Origin of the sequence: Paraburkholderia flagellata, from assembly GCF_021390645.1 — a bacterium.
In the GTDB taxonomy this organism is placed as follows: domain Bacteria; phylum Pseudomonadota; class Gammaproteobacteria; order Burkholderiales; family Burkholderiaceae; genus Paraburkholderia; species Paraburkholderia flagellata.
In genome coordinates, this window is sequence record NZ_JAJEJT010000002.1 from 1,282,830 (window position 1) to 1,300,090 (window position 17,261).

Annotated in this window: 15 protein-coding genes; 8 read left to right on the forward strand and 7 right to left on the reverse strand. The window is 66.3% G+C overall.

All coding sequences use genetic code 11. The features are described 5' to 3' along the window. Window positions 1-36: 36 nt before the first annotated feature. Window positions 37-945, forward strand: coding sequence for a bifunctional Delta(1)-pyrroline-2-carboxylate/Delta(1)-piperideine-2-carboxylate reductase (lhpI, locus tag L0U83_RS20120; RefSeq protein WP_233885722.1), 909 nt, complete (start codon window positions 37-39; stop codon window positions 943-945). A gap of 80 nt (window positions 946-1,025) precedes the next feature. Continuing rightward, the gene (locus tag L0U83_RS20125) at window positions 1,026-2,105 is read left to right on the forward strand and encodes an asparaginase (RefSeq protein WP_233885723.1); all 1,080 of its coding nucleotides are present in this window, start codon (window positions 1,026-1,028) and stop codon (window positions 2,103-2,105) included. Window positions 2,106-2,166: 61 nt separating this feature from the next. On the opposite strand, the gene L0U83_RS20130 is transcribed toward L0U83_RS20125, so the two are convergent. Together L0U83_RS20130 and gltA are read right to left on the reverse strand one after the other, a co-directional pair. After that, complete coding sequence (locus L0U83_RS20130; RefSeq protein WP_233885724.1) at window positions 2,167-4,437, reverse strand: amylo-alpha-1,6-glucosidase; 2,271 nt, start codon at window positions 4,435-4,437, stop codon at window positions 2,167-2,169. A 247-nt stretch (window positions 4,438-4,684) separates the two neighbouring features. After that, window positions 4,685-5,986 (reverse strand): citrate synthase, encoded by a 1,302-nt coding sequence (gene gltA, locus L0U83_RS20135; protein ID WP_233885725.1) that lies wholly within the window; start codon window positions 5,984-5,986, stop codon window positions 4,685-4,687. Between the two features lie 365 nt (window positions 5,987-6,351). Between gltA and L0U83_RS20140 the strand changes: the two genes are divergently transcribed. Next, the gene (locus L0U83_RS20140) at window positions 6,352-6,753 is read left to right on the forward strand and encodes a hypothetical protein (protein ID WP_233885726.1); all 402 of its coding nucleotides are present in this window, start codon (window positions 6,352-6,354) and stop codon (window positions 6,751-6,753) included. A gap of 85 nt (window positions 6,754-6,838) precedes the next feature. Here L0U83_RS20140 and L0U83_RS20145 read toward each other — a convergent pair whose 3' ends face one another. The 3 genes from L0U83_RS20145 to L0U83_RS20155 form a co-directional block, all read right to left on the reverse strand. Continuing rightward, on the reverse strand, window positions 6,839-7,624 hold the full coding sequence (locus L0U83_RS20145; protein WP_233886581.1) for an alpha/beta fold hydrolase: 786 nt from the start codon (window positions 7,622-7,624) through the stop codon (window positions 6,839-6,841). A gap of 229 nt (window positions 7,625-7,853) precedes the next feature. Next, window positions 7,854-8,909, reverse strand: coding sequence for a rod shape-determining protein (locus L0U83_RS20150; RefSeq protein WP_233885727.1), 1,056 nt, complete (start codon window positions 8,907-8,909; stop codon window positions 7,854-7,856). A 352-nt stretch (window positions 8,910-9,261) separates the two neighbouring features. Then, complete coding sequence (locus tag L0U83_RS20155; RefSeq protein WP_233885729.1) at window positions 9,262-9,912, reverse strand: alpha/beta hydrolase; 651 nt, start codon at window positions 9,910-9,912, stop codon at window positions 9,262-9,264. 278 nt (window positions 9,913-10,190) lie between these two features. Here L0U83_RS20155 and L0U83_RS20160 point away from each other — a divergent pair, with 278 nt between their 5' ends. Continuing rightward, window positions 10,191-11,762 (forward strand): DHA2 family efflux MFS transporter permease subunit, encoded by a 1,572-nt coding sequence (locus L0U83_RS20160; RefSeq protein WP_267939390.1) that lies wholly within the window; start codon window positions 10,191-10,193, stop codon window positions 11,760-11,762. A gap of 10 nt (window positions 11,763-11,772) precedes the next feature. Here the strand turns inward: L0U83_RS20160 and L0U83_RS20165 are convergent, their stop codons facing one another. Continuing rightward, window positions 11,773-13,017, reverse strand: a complete 1,245-nt coding sequence (locus tag L0U83_RS20165; RefSeq protein ID WP_233885731.1) for an NAD(P)/FAD-dependent oxidoreductase — start codon at window positions 13,015-13,017, stop codon at window positions 11,773-11,775. Window positions 13,018-13,048: 31 nt separating this feature from the next. Further along, window positions 13,049-13,846 carry an ABC transporter substrate-binding protein gene (locus L0U83_RS20170; protein ID WP_233885732.1) on the reverse strand — a complete coding sequence of 266 codons (798 nt, stop codon included), beginning with the start codon at window positions 13,844-13,846 and terminating at the stop codon, window positions 13,049-13,051. 166 nt (window positions 13,847-14,012) lie between these two features. On the opposite strand from L0U83_RS20170, the gene L0U83_RS20175 reads away from it, so the two are divergent. The 4 genes from L0U83_RS20175 to L0U83_RS20190 all read left to right on the forward strand — a co-directional run bounded on the left by L0U83_RS20175 (window position 14,013) and on the right by L0U83_RS20190 (window position 17,259). Then, window positions 14,013-14,984 carry an ornithine cyclodeaminase family protein gene (locus L0U83_RS20175; RefSeq protein WP_233886583.1) on the forward strand — a complete coding sequence of 324 codons (972 nt, stop codon included), beginning with the start codon at window positions 14,013-14,015 and terminating at the stop codon, window positions 14,982-14,984. A gap of 63 nt (window positions 14,985-15,047) precedes the next feature. Beyond that, window positions 15,048-15,725, forward strand: a complete 678-nt coding sequence (locus L0U83_RS20180) for a helix-turn-helix transcriptional regulator (RefSeq protein WP_308445055.1) — start codon at window positions 15,048-15,050, stop codon at window positions 15,723-15,725. An 87-nt stretch (window positions 15,726-15,812) separates the two neighbouring features. Next, the gene (locus L0U83_RS20185; protein WP_233885733.1) at window positions 15,813-16,739 is read left to right on the forward strand and encodes a glutaminase; all 927 of its coding nucleotides are present in this window, start codon (window positions 15,813-15,815) and stop codon (window positions 16,737-16,739) included. 16 nt (window positions 16,740-16,755) lie between these two features. Continuing rightward, complete coding sequence (locus L0U83_RS20190; protein WP_233885734.1) at window positions 16,756-17,259, forward strand: GNAT family N-acetyltransferase; 504 nt, start codon at window positions 16,756-16,758, stop codon at window positions 17,257-17,259. Window positions 17,260-17,261: the final 2 nt, after the last annotated feature.

The window sequence follows — 17,261 nt, forward strand, 5'->3', positions numbered from 1 at the left end:
CCCACCCACGCATCATTCATCAGGAGAGAACATTCGATGGAGCCCATCGCGATCTACGACGCAGCCGCCACGGCGCGCCTGCTCGACTTCGGCGTGCTGCTCGACGCCCTCGCCACGGCCGCGCAGGACCACGACGCCGGCCGCATTCACGCGCCCGTGCGCACGGGCGTGCCGCTCAAGGGCAACGGCGTCATGCTCTCGATGCCCGCCAGCGCCGACGACATCGCCATCCACAAGCTCGTGAGCGTGTGCCCCGCCAACACGGCGCTCGGCATGCCGACCATCTTTGGCGCGGTGACGGTGTGCAACGGCGCGACGGGGCAGCCCGAATTCATTCTCGACGGCCCGACCGTGACGGGGCGGCGCACCGCGGCGCTCTCCATGCTGGGCGTGCGCGTCTTTCACCCGGGCGCGCCGCGTGCGTTTCTGGTGATCGGCACGGGCCAGCAAGCGCGTTTTCATGCCGAGGCAATCGGCCAGCTGTATCCGGCGGCGACGCTTTATGTGATGGGCCGGACCGAGGCGTCCGCAGAGGCATTCCGCGCTCACCTCGCGCAGTCAGGCGTGCGCGCGACGCCCGCGCACGGCGCGGTGCCCGAGGAAGTCGATGTGGTCATCGCCGCGACCACGAGCAAGACGCCCGTCTACGACGCCGCGGCGCGCCGGGACCGGCTCGTGATCGGCGTTGGCGCCTTCACGCCGGACGCCGCCGAAATCGCGCGGGAGACGGTGCGCGCGAGCCGCGTGTTCGTGGACGATCTGGCAGCCGCGCGCGAAGAAGCCGGCGACCTGCTGCAAGCCGGCATCGACTGGGCGGACGTGCGCACGATCGGCTCCGCGGTGGCGCACGGCGCGAAGCATGATGGCGCGCCCGTGCTGTTCAAAACGGTCGGCAGCGGCGCGTGGGATCTCGCGGCGTGCCGCGTGGCGCGCGAAAGGCGTTAGTCCACCAGCCGCATGCGCGCATTAGAATCGCACATCGATCGCGCAGCACGATCCCATCCGAGACCCGAGGCAGACGAACCATGACGACGAGCGCTCCCCAACCCGCCGTAAAAGTCCTGCGCGGCGGTGTCATCGAAACCACGCATGTCGCCCATATCGCCGTGGTCGACGCTCAGGGCCGCCTGCTCTATGCGTTCGGCAACCCGCATCGCATGACGCTCGTGCGCTCGGCGGCCAAGCCCGCGCAGGCGCTCGCCGTGGTCGAGACGGGAGCGCTCGAGCGCTTCGGCTTCGACGACGCCGATCTCGCGCTCATGTGCGCCTCTCACAGCAGCGAGGATCGCCATATCGAGCGTACGCGCGCGATGCTCGCCAAGGTGTCCGCTTCGGAATCGGACCTGCGTTGCGGCGGCCATGCGCCGTTGTCCGACGCCGTGTACAAGGCGTGGATCAAGCGCGACTTCACGCCGGGCGCGGTGTGCAGCAACTGCTCGGGCAAGCACGCGGGCATGCTTGCGGGCGCGCGCTCCATCGGCGCGGCGCTGGCCGATTACCATCTGCCTTCGCATCCCTTGCAGCAGCATGTGAAGCGCGTCGTAGCCGAGGTTTGCGATCTTCCCGAGGCGGGTGTCGAGTGGGGCATCGACGGCTGCAATCTGCCGACGCCGGCTTTCCCGCTCGATCGCCTCGCGCGGCTTTTCGTGAAGCTCGCCGATGCCGAGGATCAGGCGAATATGGCGGCCGATTCACGTTCACAGGCGCTCGCCCGCATCTACCGCGCGATGGCGTCGTATCCAGAACTCGTGGCGGGCGAAGGCCGCTTCTGCACAGCGCTCATGCGCGCGTTCGAAGGCGAACTCGTCGGCAAGCTGGGCGCGGCGGGCAGTTACGCGATTGGCGTGCGCGCAAGCGCGGCGACTGCGGCGCATACGGGCGGCCCGGCATTGGGTATCGCGGTGAAGATCGAAGACGGCGATCTGACCGCGCTCCATGCCACCGTCGTGGAAGTGTTGAGACAACTAGGAATCGGCACAACGGAACAGATTGCACAACTAAGCAAATTCGACGCCCCGCGCATCGTCAACACGATGGGCGTCGAGACGGGTTACGTCGCGCCGCAGTTCACGCTGGAGCGCTTCGATCACCGGCCCGCCAAATAAGGCATGGATGAGCCAGACGCGGGCTTGGAAAGAAAGCCCGCGCCTGAACTCATAACAGCGCTCACAGCAGCGCCACCACCTTCACGTCGCTGCGATCGGCCGACGCTACCACCTTGCCGTCCACACGGCGGAACATGAGCGTCACCGTGTTGTTGCCCACGCGCAGATCGCCCACTTCGAGCCAGTCGATGCCTTCGGGCAACATGGGCTGCTCGACACGCACTTCGTTGCGCGCCGCGTCGATCGTCACGCCAAGACACGCTTCAAGCATCATGAACGGCGAACCCGCAGCCCATGCTTGCGGCAGGCAGGCCACCGGATACGCCGTGGGCGGCTCGCCGCGCCGGCGCGGGAATCCGCAGAAGAGTTCGGGCAAACGCATGTCGAACGTCACCGCAGCCTCGAACAGCGCCTGCAAGAGGCGCACCGCCGCCGCCTTGCGGCCATAGCGCGCAAGGCCGCGCGCGCACAGTGCGTTGTCGTGCGGCCAGACCGAGCCATTGTGGTACGCCATGGGGTTGAAACGCGCCTGACCCGCCGCGAGCGTACGCACGCCCCAGCCCGTATGGAATAGCGCCGATTCGAGCACTTCCGCCACCGCCCGGCCGCGCTCCTCCTCTGGCAGTCCAAACGCAAGCAGATGCCCCGCATTGGAAGCCAGCACGCGGCACAGTTCGCCGTGACCGTCGAGTGCAATGCCGTAGAACTCCGACTCCGGCATCCAGAACTTCTCTTCCACGCAGCGGCGGATTTTCGCGGCGCGCGCGGCGTAGCGCGCCGCGTCTTCCACCAGGCCGCGATGCGTGGCAAAGCGCGACATCGTCTCGAACGCCGCGCTCGCGTATGCCTGCACTTCGACGAGTGCGATCGGGCCATCGGGGAAACGGCCGTCCGCATGGAACACCGAGTCGTGGCTGTCTTTCCACCCCTGGTTCGCGAGCCCGCCTTCCGATTCGCGCCGGTAGTCGAGCAGACCGAGTTTGTTGCGGTCGCACACACCTGCGACCCAGGCCGCCGCGCGTTCGAGCGCCGGCCACAACTCGTCGATCAGCGAGACGTCGCCGGTGCGTTCGACGTACGCGCCCGCCAGCACGACGAAGAGCGGCGTGCTGTCCACGCCGCCGTAGTAGAGCGCGAACGGCACTTCGCCCGTTGCGGCCATCTCGCTCTTGCGCATCTCGTGCATGATCTTGCCGACCGCCGCGTCGCGGAACGCCGAGTCCTCGCGCGCCTGATGCTCCGCGAGAAAGCGCAGCACGCCACGCGCGAGCGCGGGCGTGAGCCACAGCGTTTGCAGCGACGTGATGATCGCGTCGCGGCCGAACGGCGTGGAGAACCACGGAATACCCGCATACGGATACGGGCCGGTCGGCAGGTCGGTGGTCAAGAGGCCCAGATCGGCGATCGAGCGGTTGATCCACGCATTGAAGAGCGGGTTGCTCGAACGCAGGCTCGCCGTCGCGCGGCGGCGTTCGCGCATCACGATGTGCGAGTCGACCAGTGCGGCGCGCACGGCGGCGCGGCCCACGCGTTGCTCCTTCGAGTTCACGAGGCAATGCGCGGGCTGAAAAATGCCCGCGCTCTGCGTGCCGGGCGCGGCGCCGGGCAGCGCCTCCACTTCGATCGCGACCGTGAGGTAGATCGACACGCACGCCTGCGCGGGCAGGTCCACGGTGAAGTCGGCGCGATCGGCGAAGAGCTTGTTCGGCGTGGGCGAGAACTCGATGCGCACGCGCCGCGCGACCTTGTCGAGGCCGATGTACTCGAGCCGGACCTCGCCGTCCTCGACGCGCGGCGGCACGAGCGTGCCGCGCTTCTCGCGCTTCAGGCCGCGCACCTCGAACATGTCGCGAAAGTCGCTCGCGAACGAAATGGAGAGCGGCACGACGGCGTCTTCGGTGCCGTAGTTCGTGAGCTCGATGGCCTCGGTCATCAACGTGCCCGATAGCACGCGCTCGCGCTGCACGTGAATCACGCCCTCGGGCGTGGTGGTGCCGCCAAGCGGCGGCAGCGGACGATTGGTGAGGTGGGCCGTGAACACGGCGTTGTCGCTGCTCACGCTGCCCGAGAGCAGCGAGGGCACGCGCCCGCCAAAGGTGAGGCGTAGCGACGAAAGCACGCGCGTGTCGTTGACGAAGAGGCCGTCGTCGATGCCAGTGATGTCGCCGAGCGGATCGTTGACGATGAAGGTGCCGCCCGACTTCAGCACATGCTGGTCGGCGCTTGCGACCTCGGGCGTTTCGGGCGCGATGAACGCGATGTCGGTTTCGTGGACGGGATGGTCCACGCCGCTTGAGCGCGTGACGCCACCGAGTGTTTCAGGATCCTGCATTGCGTGCCTCCTGGGTCCCATGCAAATGGTTACGGTACGGTTCGCTTGCGGTTGATTGTAGTGGCTTCGGCGCACGCATTGGCGGCGAATGCGCGAAGAATATGCGAACGATACGCGCGAAATGAGTGGCAAGTCCCCGCCTGCAAGGAACGTGCGCGGAAAAAATTGCGGGCGCCGGCACGACGTAACGTGCGGGCGCCCGTGGAGGCAACGCATGGAGCACGCCGCAAGCGGCGCGCAGCGAGGATCAGCGTTGCGAAATCGGCTTGGCCTCACGCGACGTTTCGCCGATGAACAGCTGACGCGGACGGCCGATCTTCTGCTCGGGGTCAGCAATCATTTCGTTCCACTGCGCGATCCAGCCCACCGTGCGCGCCATCGCGAAGATGCAGGTGAACATCGAGGTCGGGATGCCCAGCGCGCGCTGCACGATGCCCGAATAGAAGTCCACGTTCGGGTACAGCTTGCGCGACACGAAGTATTCGTCTTCCAGCGCGATCTTTTCGAGCTGCATGGCAAGCTTGAAGAGCGGATCGTCGTGCAGACCGAGTTCGTTCAGCACTTCGTAGCACGTCTCGCGCATGAGCTTCGCACGCGGGTCGTAGTTCTTGTACACGCGGTGGCCGAAACCCATCAGCTTCACGCCCGAATTCTTGTCCTTCACCTGCTCGATGAACTTCGGGATGTTATCGACCGAGCCGATTTCTTCGAGCATGTTCAGCGCGGCTTCGTTCGCACCGCCGTGCGCCGGGCCCCACAGACACGCGATACCGGCCGCGATACACGCGAACGGGTTCGCGCCCGACGAGCCCGCCAGACGCACCGTCGAGGTCGAAGCGTTCTGCTCGTGATCGGCGTGCAGAATGAGGATGCGGTCGAGCGCGCGTACGAGCACGTCGTTGACCTTGTACTCTTCGCTCGGCGCGGAGAACATCATGCGCATGAAGTTCGCGCTGTACGAGAGGTCGTTCTGCGGATACACGAACGGCTGGCCGATCGTGTACTTGTACGCCATGGCGACGAGCGTCGGCAGCTTCGCGATCATGCGGATCGCCGACACCTCGCGATGCTGCGCGTTGTTGATGTCGAGCGAGTCGTGATAGAACGCGGACAGCGCGCCGACCGCCGCCACCAGAATCGCCATCGGATGTGCGTCACGGCGGAACCCCCGGAAAAAGAAGTGCATCTGCTCGTGAACCATCGTGTGGTTCGTCACCGAGGCCACGAATTCGTCCTTCTGCTGCTGCGTGGGCAACTCGCCCTTGAGCAGGAGGTAGCAGCTTTCGAGGAAGTCGGCGTTTTGCGCGAGATTGTCGATCGGGTAGCCGCGGTACAGCAATTCGCCCTTGTCGCCGTCGATATAGGTGATCGCCGAGTTGCACGCCGCCGTGGACATGAAGCCCGGGTCATACGTGAACATGCCGGTCTGGCCGTACAGCTTGCGGATGTCGATCACGTCCGGGCCGATGGTGCCCTTGTAGACCGGCAACTGAACGCCTTCAGCGTGGCCGGGGATCGTGAGCGTGGCGTGTGTCTTCGAGTCGATCATTGTGTGTCCTTGAATTGCTGTCACTTCGCAACAGGACGCAGCCGCCGGGCATCCATTCGTCCGGGCCGGCATTGCTGCGACCGCTTGCCGCATTCTACGGCGCGGTGCAGCCGCGATTGATAGCGCAGCCAGCAACAATCCCTCTTCAAGTGAGCAACATTGCGAACCTTGCGGCTTCCTTAACGCCGATTCCTGCAACAATATTTTGCTCGTGCAGCGCAACATGTCGCACCCTATCTTTGCGATACTGGTTGACATGCAATGGCTTCCCCTAATTGTCTTTGCATGAAGTATTTGGCCCGCCTTCTCCGGCGGGTCTTTTTCTTGGCCACACGCGCTTAAAGCAAAACGTAAGGAAGCAACAGATGAACATCTCGGTCGACACCCTGTTCGCAGAAGACGAACAAGCAGAGGGCGCCGTCGTCACGGCACTCAACCACCAGGACATCGTGGTCGCACTCTCGGCTGCGCTCGCCAACGAACGCGTTGCCGTGCTGCACATGCTGTATCCGCGCACCGACGCACGCACGCACCGCAGTCTGGATCACCTCGTGGACGCGCTCAAGGGCCACGGCCTGCACCAGGTCGCCCGCCTCGTTTCGCAGGAAGCGCACTATCTCGTGTTCAAGGATCCCGCGAAGGCATGGAAGGCCTTCCACGAAATCCGCAACGATTCGCTCGCGATCGGCGTGCACCTCTACTATGCGGGCCTGGTGGGCGAGGCCGCCGAGCACAAGCTCGACGCACACGCGCACGGCCGCGACTAAGCACAAGTCGTTCGGACTGCGATATTTGTCGCAGCAAAAAAATGGCGGCCGCATTGCGTGGCCGCCGTTTTTGTATGGGCGCGACTCAGCGAGCGTGGCCGCTCACGAATCGATCGATCAGTTCGTTGAACGCCGCGGGCCGCGCCAGATTCATCCCATGCGATGCGCCCGCCACCGTCGCGCGCCGTGCATCGGGCAGCCAGGCTTCGAGCGCGGCCACGACCCGGTGAAACACTTCGGGACTCAGCTCGCCGTCGATCAGCAGCACGGGGCATTGCACTTCGGCGGCTTGCTCGCGCGTGTACGCGGGCAGCGGATCCTGAAACTGCGGCCCAAGCGTGTGGGCATTGTCGGTGGCCATGCGGCGAAACGCATGCGTGCTCTTCGCCCAGAAGCCTGGCCGGCTCACCGAATCGACGAACAGCTCCAACCCCGCGTCCACCTGCCCCGACTCGATCAGCGCCACCGCGCGGGCGCGCAGCACGTTGACGGTCTCGGGCAGCGTGGCGAGCGTCTGGCCCGGCTGCTGCACGGGGCCGCCCGGGTCGGCGAGCGTGAGCGTGCGCACGTGCTGCGGATGTCGCAGCGCGAACTGGAACGACACGAGGCCGCCGCGCGAATGGCCGATCACGTGTGCCGGGCCCGCGCCCAAGGCTTCGACGAATGCGGCCAGTTCGTCCGCGTGCTGCCGCCAGCTAAAGGGCTGATCGCGCGCCGCATCCTCGGCGGGCCAGTAGTGCGTGAGACTCAACGAAACACAGCGATACTGCCGCGCGAGGCCGGCTAGCTGCGGCTGCCAGTAGCGGTAGTCGCAAAGCGAGCCGTGCACGAAGAGAAGGAGTTCGCCCTCGCCCCGTTCGACATAGGGCATGGGCAGGCCGCCGGGCAGTTCGATAAACGTACCGGGGGCCGGAAAAGCGGCTGGATTCACGGCTGGACGATGTGGAGACAACGGGACAGCGGCGCACTGCGATGGCCCGACAGGCAGTCCATCGCGGCGCACGCCGGCAAAGTGGCGTATTGTCCCACGCCCGCGCCGCGGACATCTGACACGCCGGCGCCTCCCGAGGCACCGCGTCCTGGTCAGTCGGCTTGCGTCGTTATTCGACGAATTCGAATGCGTGCTCGCTCATGAGCGAGGCCGCCGCGCCCGCCCCGCGCACCGCGCAGGTGAGCGGCTCGTCGGCCACGCGCACGGTCACGCCGAGTTCGGCGGCAAGGCATTGATCGAGCCTCACGAGCAGCGAGCCGCCGCCCGTGAGCACGATGCCGCTGTCGGCAATATCGGTGACGAGTTCGGCCGGTGCCGTCTCGATGACCTGGCGCACCGCGTTGATCACGAGGCGCAACGGCGCGGCCAGCGCATCCGCCACGTCATGGCTCGTGATCTCGACCGTGCGCGGCAGGCCGTCCTCCATGCTGCGCCCGGTCGCGCGCATGCGTTCGATGGGTTCGCCGTAGGCCGCGCAGCCAATCGTCTTTTTCACGAGTTCGGCGGTCTGATCGCCCAGCACGACGCCATAAAGCGTGCGCACATGATCGACGATCGCGCGGTCGAACTGGTCGCCGCCCACGCGCACCGAACCGCTGCACGCCACGCCGCCCAGCGCGACGATGCCCACTTCCGTCGTGCCGCCGCCGATATCCACGACCATCGAGCCCGTTGCCGCATGCACCGGCAGTCCCGCACCCAGCGCCGAAGCCAGCGACTCGCCGATCAGGTTCACACTCGCGGCTCCCGCCGCGAAGGCGGCCTCGCGGACCGCGCGGCGCTCGACGCGCGTCGCGCCCGCCGGCACGCACACCGTGAACGCGGCACGGCGCCCGAGCAGACGGCGCGGCTGCGCCATCGCCACGAAGCGGCGCATCATGTGTTCGGCAGCGGAAAAATTGGCGATCACGCCGTGCGAAAGCGGCCGCACCGTCTCCAGATTGGCGGGCGTGCGGCCGAGCAGGTCCTTCGCCTCGCGGCCCACCGCGGCCACCGTGGTCTCGTTTGCGCCGGCGCGGCGCTCGAAGCAGACCACGGAGGGCTGGTTCAGCACGATGCCTTTGTCGGCGGTATAGATCAGCGTGTTGGCCGTACCGAGATCGAGCGCCACGTCCTGGCGGAACAGCCTCTTGGAAAAAATGGAATGCGGCTTGGCTCGGGCCATATTGGTCTGATGTGCGGTTTTTTTGGCGACCCGGCAGACGAAGCGCCGACGGATGGCATTCCCGATGGCAGCCTCATCCAGGCAGCGCGAACTCGCCGCGCGCCGGGCGGAACGGGCCTACGCGGCCGATAAGGTCGCGGCGACTCCCCGTATTAACGGCCGCGACCGGCGCGAACTTTAGCCGGTCCAGAAATAACTGCATAGGTTATCCGGAAAATATGGCCGAAATACGACACTGCGGGCTTTTGCGACTGCCCTTTTGTACCGATTTCGCTTCCGGTTTCCCTTCACCACCGCCCATTTTCGCGGATTAACGGGGTCCGACCTCGCACCCCGTCAGCCATTCGATAAATCAGGCGTGTGCGAGCGCGCGCACCAGTGCGTCGCGCCCGAGCATGACGCCTTGCGGCGTGATCGTGTGGCCCACGCCCGGCAGCGCGAAAGCGGTGACCGCAAATCCCGCGTCGCTGAACGCGGCGGCGGCGCGCTCCAGTTCGCTTGCCGGAATCACTTCATCGTCCTCTCCGTGCACGAGCGTGAGCACCGTGCGGCTTTTCGCGACCACGGGCGTGACGAGCCGGCCCGCATAGGCGACCACGGCCGCCGCGCCCGCCGCCTGCGTGGCCACGTGGTAGAGCGACATGATCGAGCCTTGCGAGAAGCCAACCAGCGCGAGCGCGTCGTGGCCGAGCCCCCAGTGGGCGAGTTCGGCGTCGAGCCTGCGCTCGAACACCTGCGAGGCGGCCACGACGCGCGCCTCGCGATTGCTCTCGCTGATGTCGCGCAGGCTGAACCACTGGCGTCCGCCAAAGCCGCCGTCGAACGGTTCGCTGCCGTCGAGCGACGTGAACGCGACGCCCGGCAGCGCATCGCGCCACACGTCGGCGAGCGGCGTGAGGTCCTGCGCGTTGCTACCGACGCCGTGCAATAGCACGACGACTGCGCGCGCCGCGCCATCGGCCGGCGCCAGACGCCAGCCCCCTTCAAATGCTTCCCAGCTCATGGTTGGACCTCTCCTGTACTAACGCTCGTATTGTGTGTCCAGCGCACGCTTTTTGCGCGCCGCGCGGCAGGCGCAAGGATACGCTCGCCGCACGCCGCGTGTATGAAAGACTCCATTTCCTGGCGTTGCATAAACCGCGCATAAAGCCGCGCAACCGAACGCGAAAGCCATTCGCAAGCACGATCACCCTGCGCCACATGGGGATGCTCCGCGCCTGGCGATGACAAAAGAAGATTGCAGGTATCCTGTGCCGCAAACCGAACACGCGGAGAACACGCTTGAACCAGCCCGCCGCTTCATCGTCGCCGCCCGCGCCGCCGCCGCCTCTCCAGGGAGGCAGTCTGATCCTCGGCACGATCGCGGTCTCGCTCGCGACCTTCATGAACGTGCTGGACACGTCGATCGCCAACGTCGCCATTCCGACCATCTCCGGCGACATGGGCGTTTCCGTGGACGAAGGCACCTGGGTCATCACCGTGTTCGCGGCGGCCAACGCCGTTTCCATTCCGCTCACCGGCTGGCTCACGCAGCGTTTTGGCCAGGTGCGCCTGTTCGTCGCCTCGATCTTCTCGTTCGTGCTGGCTTCGTGGCTGTGCGGCATCGCGCCCACGCTGCCCTTTCTGCTCATCGCGCGCGTGCTGCAGGGCGCCGTGGCCGGCCCACTCATCCCGCTCTCGCAGGCCATCCTGCTCGGCTCGTGGCCCAAGGACAAGTCGTCCACGGCGCTCGCGTTCTGGGCCATGACGACAACGGTCGGCCCGATCGCCGGACCAGCGCTCGGCGGCTGGATCACCGACAGCTACAGTTGGTCGTGGATCTTCTACATCAATATCCCCGTGGGCATCTTCGCGGGCTCCATCACCTGGTCGATCTACCGCCACCGCGAATCGCCCACGCGCAAGCCGCCCATCGACATCGTCGGCCTCGGGCTCCTGATCGCCTGGGTCGCCTCGCTGCAGATCATGCTCGACAAAGGCAAGGACCTCGACTGGTTCAATTCGCCCGTGATCGTCGCGCTTGGCATCACCGCGCTCATCAGCTTCGCGTTCTTTCTCGTGTGGGAGCTGACCGAAGAGCACCCGATCGTCGATCTGCGGCTCTTCGGACAGCGCAACTTCCTCGGCGGCACGATCGCGATTTCGGTGGCGTATGCGGTGTTCTTCGGCAATCTCGTGCTGCTACCGCAATGGATGCAGGAGTATCTGAATTACCGCTCCGTCGATGCGGGCCTCGTCACGGCACCGCTTGGGGTGTTCGCCGTGATCCTCGCTCCCGTGGTGGGGCGCCTCTTGCCGCGCTCGGACGCGCGCATCATCGCGACGATCGCGTTCGTGATGTTCGCGGGCGTGTTCTACATGCGCTCGAAATACGTGCTCGAAATCGACACCTTCCATCTCGTGCTGCCCACGCTGCTGCAAGGCATCCCCATGGCGCTCTTCTTCGTGCCGCTCACTGCCATCATTCTCTCGGGGCAGCCGCCGAGCCGCGTGCCGGCGGCGGCGGGCCTCTCGAACTTCGTGCGCGTGTTCTGCGGCGCGGTGGGCACCTCGATCGCGACGAACGCCTGGAACAACCGCACGATCCTGCATCACGCGCGGCTCACGGAGCAGGCGTCGATCAACAACCCGACCTTCGTCCAGGCGATCGACCAGACCCAGAAGGTGCTGAATCTGAGCGAGCCGTCCGCACGCGCGCTGTTCGACTTTCAGCTCAACTCGCAGGCCGCCATGATGGGGCTGAACGACATTTTCTATATCTCGGCGATCATCTTTCTCGTGATCATTCCGCTCATCTGGATCACGAAATCGACGAAGGGCGGCGCAGGCGGCGGCGCAGCGGGCGCGCACTGACCCGCGAGGTTTAGCCAAAGCGCGCGGGCAAATACGGCGCAGGATCGGTAAACGGCGTTTCTCCGACGATCTGCTCGGCAACGAGGCGCGCCGTGACCGGCCCGAGCGTGAGGCCGTGGTGGTTATGGCCAAACGCGAACCACAGCCCGGCATGGCGCGGCGCGGGCCCGAGCACCGGGCGCATGTCGGGCGTGCAGGGGCGCAAACCCATCCACGGCGTGTCGTCGAGCCGCGCACCAAGTCCGAACACGGGGCGCGCCTCGCGCTCCGCCGCGTCGAGCTGCGCATAGTCAGGCGGACGCTCGCGCTTGGCAAGCTCCACGCCCGTCGTGAGCCGCAAGCCGCGGCGCATCGGCGCAACCACGTAGCCGCCTTCGATATCCACCACCGGACGCACGAGCGGCGCGCGCGCCTCGCTCGCGTAGTGCATGTGATAGCCGCGCTTGACCATGAGCGGCACGCGGTAACCGAGCGGCCGCGTCACGAGATCCGACCACGGACCGAGCGCCACGACGGCAAGCTCGGCGCTCACCGGGCCGTCGGCCGTCTGCACCCGCCAGCCGTTACCCGCCGCTGCCAGCGTACGCGCATCGCCGCGTGCGAACGCCCCGCCATTGCGCAGGAACAGTTGCGCGTAACCCTTCGTCAACGCGCCCGGATCCGCCACGCTCGCGGGATCGATCCAGTGGATCGCGCCCGCATAGCCTTCGCCAAGCGAAGGCTCAAGCGCGCGCAAGCCCGGCGCGTCGAACGTTTCGATGTGCAAGGCATGCGCATCCGCCACGCTGCGCGCCGTACGCATTTCCTGCTCGAAGCCAGCCGGCGAGCGCCACGCTTCGAGCCAGCCGACGGGCCGCACGATGTCGCGCAGCCCCGCACGGGCGACGAACGCGTCGTGCTCGGCCACGCTGCGCTCGATGAGCGGCAGCATGTCCCGCGCGGCCTGCGCGAGCCGCGCAGGCGACGACTCGCGCCAGAACGATGCGAGCCAGCGCGCGTAAGCGGGCAGCGAGCGCACGTCATAGCGCAGCACCGTCGAATCGTTGCGCACGAGGCGCAGCAGCGTGCGCCAGTCGCGCGGGAAACCGTAAGGCACCACCGACGACGACTCGATCAGCCCGGCGTTGCCGTGGCTCGTTTCCTCGCCGGGCTCACGCCGGTCGACGAGCGTGACCTGCACGCCGCGCGCCTGCAGATGCAGCGCGACGCTCACGCCCACGATGCCCGCGCCGAGAACGATCGCGCTCCTGGTCATGAATCTGCTCTCGACACGGAAGCCATAACGATCACTTCGCGACGATATCGCGGCCGAAATACTTCATCGACAGCTTCGTGAGCGTGCCGTCCTGGCGCAGCGAGTCGATGGCCGCGACCACCTTGGCCTTGAGCGCCGCGTCGTCCTTGCGCATGCCGAAGCCGGTGCCTTCACCAAGCGTGGCCGGATCCTTGAGCGGCGCGCCAGCAAAATCGAAGCCCTTGCCCTGGGGCTTCGAGAGGAAGCCGTCGGTGGCGGTCTGCACTTCCTGGACCGCGCCGTCCAGACGCCCGGCGGCGAGGTCCGCGAAAATCTGGTCCTGGTTTTCATACGTGACGACGTTCACGCCTTGCGCCCCCCAGTGCTTGCGCACGTAGTCTTCCTGCGTCGAGCCCTGCAGCACGCCCACCGACTTGCCCTTCAGGCTCGCGGGCGTGGGCTCGAGGCCCGAACCGCGCTTCGCGACCATCTGGATCGGCATCACGTAGATGGCGGGCGTAAACGCGATCTGCTGGCGCCGCTTGTCGGTGATGTTCATCGCCGAATTGATGACGTCGAACTTGCGCGCCTCGAGCGCGGCGATCAGGCCGTCGAAGCTGTTCTCCACCCATACGCACTTCATCTGCAGCTTCTGGCACACGGCATTGCCGATATCGATGTCGAAGCCCTGCAGATCGCCCGAGGGCGTCTTGCTCTCGAACGGCGGATAGGACGCCTCCACGCCGAAGCGCAGTGTTTTCGGGTCCTGCGCGTGCGCCGCGCCCGCCGTCATGCCCGCAAAGCATGCAAGGCTGGCCGCAGCCGCGAAGCGAATGATCTTCCTGTTCATCGTCGTCACCCAATTCGTAATAAGTGTCTGTTCGAGCGCTTTGCCCTTTCGTGCGGCGCCCTCTCGCGAGGGCCGCGGCCGCAGGAGGAATATAGACGAAAAATAAAAAGAAAGTCTAGAATGGACAAAAATGTCTACATCGAGAATCCGGAGCCCCAGCATGACCATGACGTCCCAACCCACCGCTGCGCCGCTCGTCGTCGATGCCGCCCAGGTGCGCGCCGCCCTGCCCAGCCTCGACGTGCGCGGCGAACTCGGCCGCCTGTTCGCCTCGCTGGGCCGCGGCGACGCTGTGCAGCCGCCGCAAACCCTCACGTTGTTCCCGAAGGACGCTGGCGACTTCATCACCTATCTCGGCGTACTCGCCGAAGCCGGCGTGTTCGGCGCGAAGCTCTCGCCGTACATCGTGGGCGCGAACGGCCAGCCTCCCGTCATCACCGCCTGGACCGCGCTGATGTCGATGAAGACGGGCCAGCCGCTCATGTGGTGCGACTCGGCGCTGCTCACCACGGAACGCACCGCGGGCACCACGGCGCTCGCCGTCGACCAGCTCGCGCCGCGCGAGGCGAAGCGCCTGGCCGTGATCGGCTCGGGCGCCGTCGCGCTCGCGCACATCCGCCATGTTGCGCCGTTGCGCGCCTGGGAAGACATTCGCGTGTACTCGCCGAAGCTCGCCGGCGACGCGAAACGCCAGGCCGAATTGCGCGCGCTCGACCCACGCGCAAGCGCAACTGAAACAACCGAAGCGTGCGTGCGCGACGCCGACGTGGTGATGCTGTGCACGTCGTCGGGCAAGCCGGTTCTCGCGCTGGACGCCCTCACGAAGCCCGCGCTCATCACCTCGATCAGCACGAACGTCGCGCAGGCCCACGAGATCGATCCGGCCGCACTGCCCTCACTCGATGTCTACTGCGACTATCGCCGCACGACGCCGCAAAGTGCGGGCGAAATGGTGCTGGCCGCACGCGAGCACGGCTGGTCGCCGGAATCGATCGTGGGCGATCTCGCGGAACTTGCCAACGACGCATGCCCGCGTCCGGCCTACGCGCGCCATGCGTTTTTCCGCTCGATTGGCCTCGGTCTCGAAGACATGGCCATCGCGCACGCGCTGTACGAGCACCTGCGCAACGTCCGTTGATGGGCGGCGTCGAGCGATCGCAGTATCATCGACGTCCTTCCTGCCGCAACCGGTCCAAGTCCGATGCCGAAACGAGAAAGCGACACCATCCGCGTGAAAAAAAGCGCCAGCCCGAAAGCTTCGCGCGACATGCTGCTCGCGCGCTACGCGCATGTGGCGGACAGCATCACGACGCTGTTCTTCCCGTTCGCGGAAGTCGTGATTCACGACCTCTCGGACCAGACCGTGGCCTACCTCTCGAACAATCTTTCGAAGCGCGAGGTCGGCGACGACTCGGCACTCGAAGACGTCGAGGAAACCACGCGCAACAAGCTGCTCGGCCCTTACGAGAAGGTGAACTGGGACGGCCGGCGCATGCGCTGCGTGAGCACGGCGCTGTTCGACGATGAAGGGCGAGCGGCGGGCGTCATGTGCATCAACTTCAACATCGCCGCTTTCCAGGATGTGCAGGCCACACTCGACCTGTTCCTGCGCGGCGTGGGCGTGATCGCGCAGCCCGACGAACTCTTCAAGGACGACTGGCAGGAGCGCATCAACACCTTTTTGCACGGCTGGCTGCGCGAGCGGCAGATCGCGCTCAACTCGCTCACGCGCGAGCACCGGCGTGAACTGGTCGAAGCGCTGTATGCCGAAGGCGCGTTCAAGGGCAAGAGTTCGGCCAACTATGTGGCGAAGGTGCTAGGCATGGGGCGGGCGACGGTCTACAAGCATCTGCGCGAAATGAAGACGGACGCCGAATAGCGCGCAACGCAGGCGTGGCGCTCGACGCGAGCCGCTACAATCGCGGGACCGCGGCGGGTGCTCCGCCGCGACTGCCCTGCGCCGCCCATGAATCATACGTTCGATTACACGCCCGTCCTCGACGCCATCCATCGCGACCTGCAGCCGTATATCGGCACGGGCCGCGTGGCCGACTACATCCCCGAACTCGCCACGGTGCGCGCCGATCACTTCGGCATGGCCATCGTGACCGTGGACGGCCAGGTGTACCGCACCGGCGACGCCGACGTGCGCTTTTCCATCCAGAGCATTTCGAAGCTGTTCGCGTGCACGCTTGCATTCCAGCTGCTCGGCGACGCGCTCTGGGAGCGCGTGGGCCGCGAGCCTTCGGGCACGGCGTTCAACTCGCTCGTGCAACTCGAATTCGAGGCGGGCAAGCCGCGCAATCCTTTCATCAACGCGGGCGCGCTCGTCGTGACCGACGTGCTGTGCCGCCGCTTCGTGCAGGCGGAAACCGCGCTCGTCGATTTCATGCGGCGGCTCTCGGGCGAGCCTGGCATCGGCTACGATCTGCGCGTCGCGCAATCGGAACTCGCGCACGCCGAGCGCAATCGCGCGATGGCGCATTTCATCGCGAGCTTCGGCAACCTGGAAATGCCCGCCGATACCGTGATCGACGCCTATTGCCGCCAATGCGCGATCTCGATGAGCTGCGTGGAACTGGCGCGCGCGGCGCTTTTCCTGGCGAACGGGGGCGTCTCGCCCGCGAGCGGCGAGTCCGTGCTCGACGCGAGTTCGGCCAAGCGGCTTTCCGCGCTGATGCTGACCTGCGGCACCTACGACGCGGCGGGCGATTTCGTCTACCGCGTGGGCTTGCCTGCGAAGAGCGGCGTGGGCGGCGGGATCATCGCGGTGCTGCCCGGCGAATTTGCGGTGTGCGTGTGGTCGCCGGGCCTCGACGCGACGGGGAACTCGCTGGTCGGTTCGCTGGCGCTGGAGTGGTTGACGACGCGCACCGGGCGCTCGATTTTCTGAATCTTCGGTGAACGCCATGCCACTGCGCATCCGCGAAGAAACGCCTGCCGATCACGCCGCCATTCACGCGCTGACCGAGGCCGCGTTTCGCAATGCGCCGCATACGAGCCACACGGAGCAGTGGATCGTCGATGCGTTGCGAAAAGCGGGCGCGCTCGCGATTTCACTGATTGCCGAGGACGAACGTGAGATCGTCGGGCACGTGGCGGTTTCGCCCGTCGCGCTTTCAGATGGTTCGACCGGCTGGTTCGGGCTCGGGCCGGTTTCGGTCGCACCTGCGCGTCAAAGGCAGGGGATTGGCTCGATGCTGACGAAACGCGCCCTGGATACGCTGCGTGCACGCGGCGCGGCGGGCTGCGTGGTGCTCGGGGATCCGGCGTACTACGCACGCTTCGGGTTCGTGCCTGAACCTACGCTCGTGCTGCCCTGCGTGCCGGCTGAATACTTCCAGGCGATGGCGTTGCGCGGTGACGTGCCCGCCGCGAACGTGCGATATCACACGGCGTTCGAGGCGGGCTGACG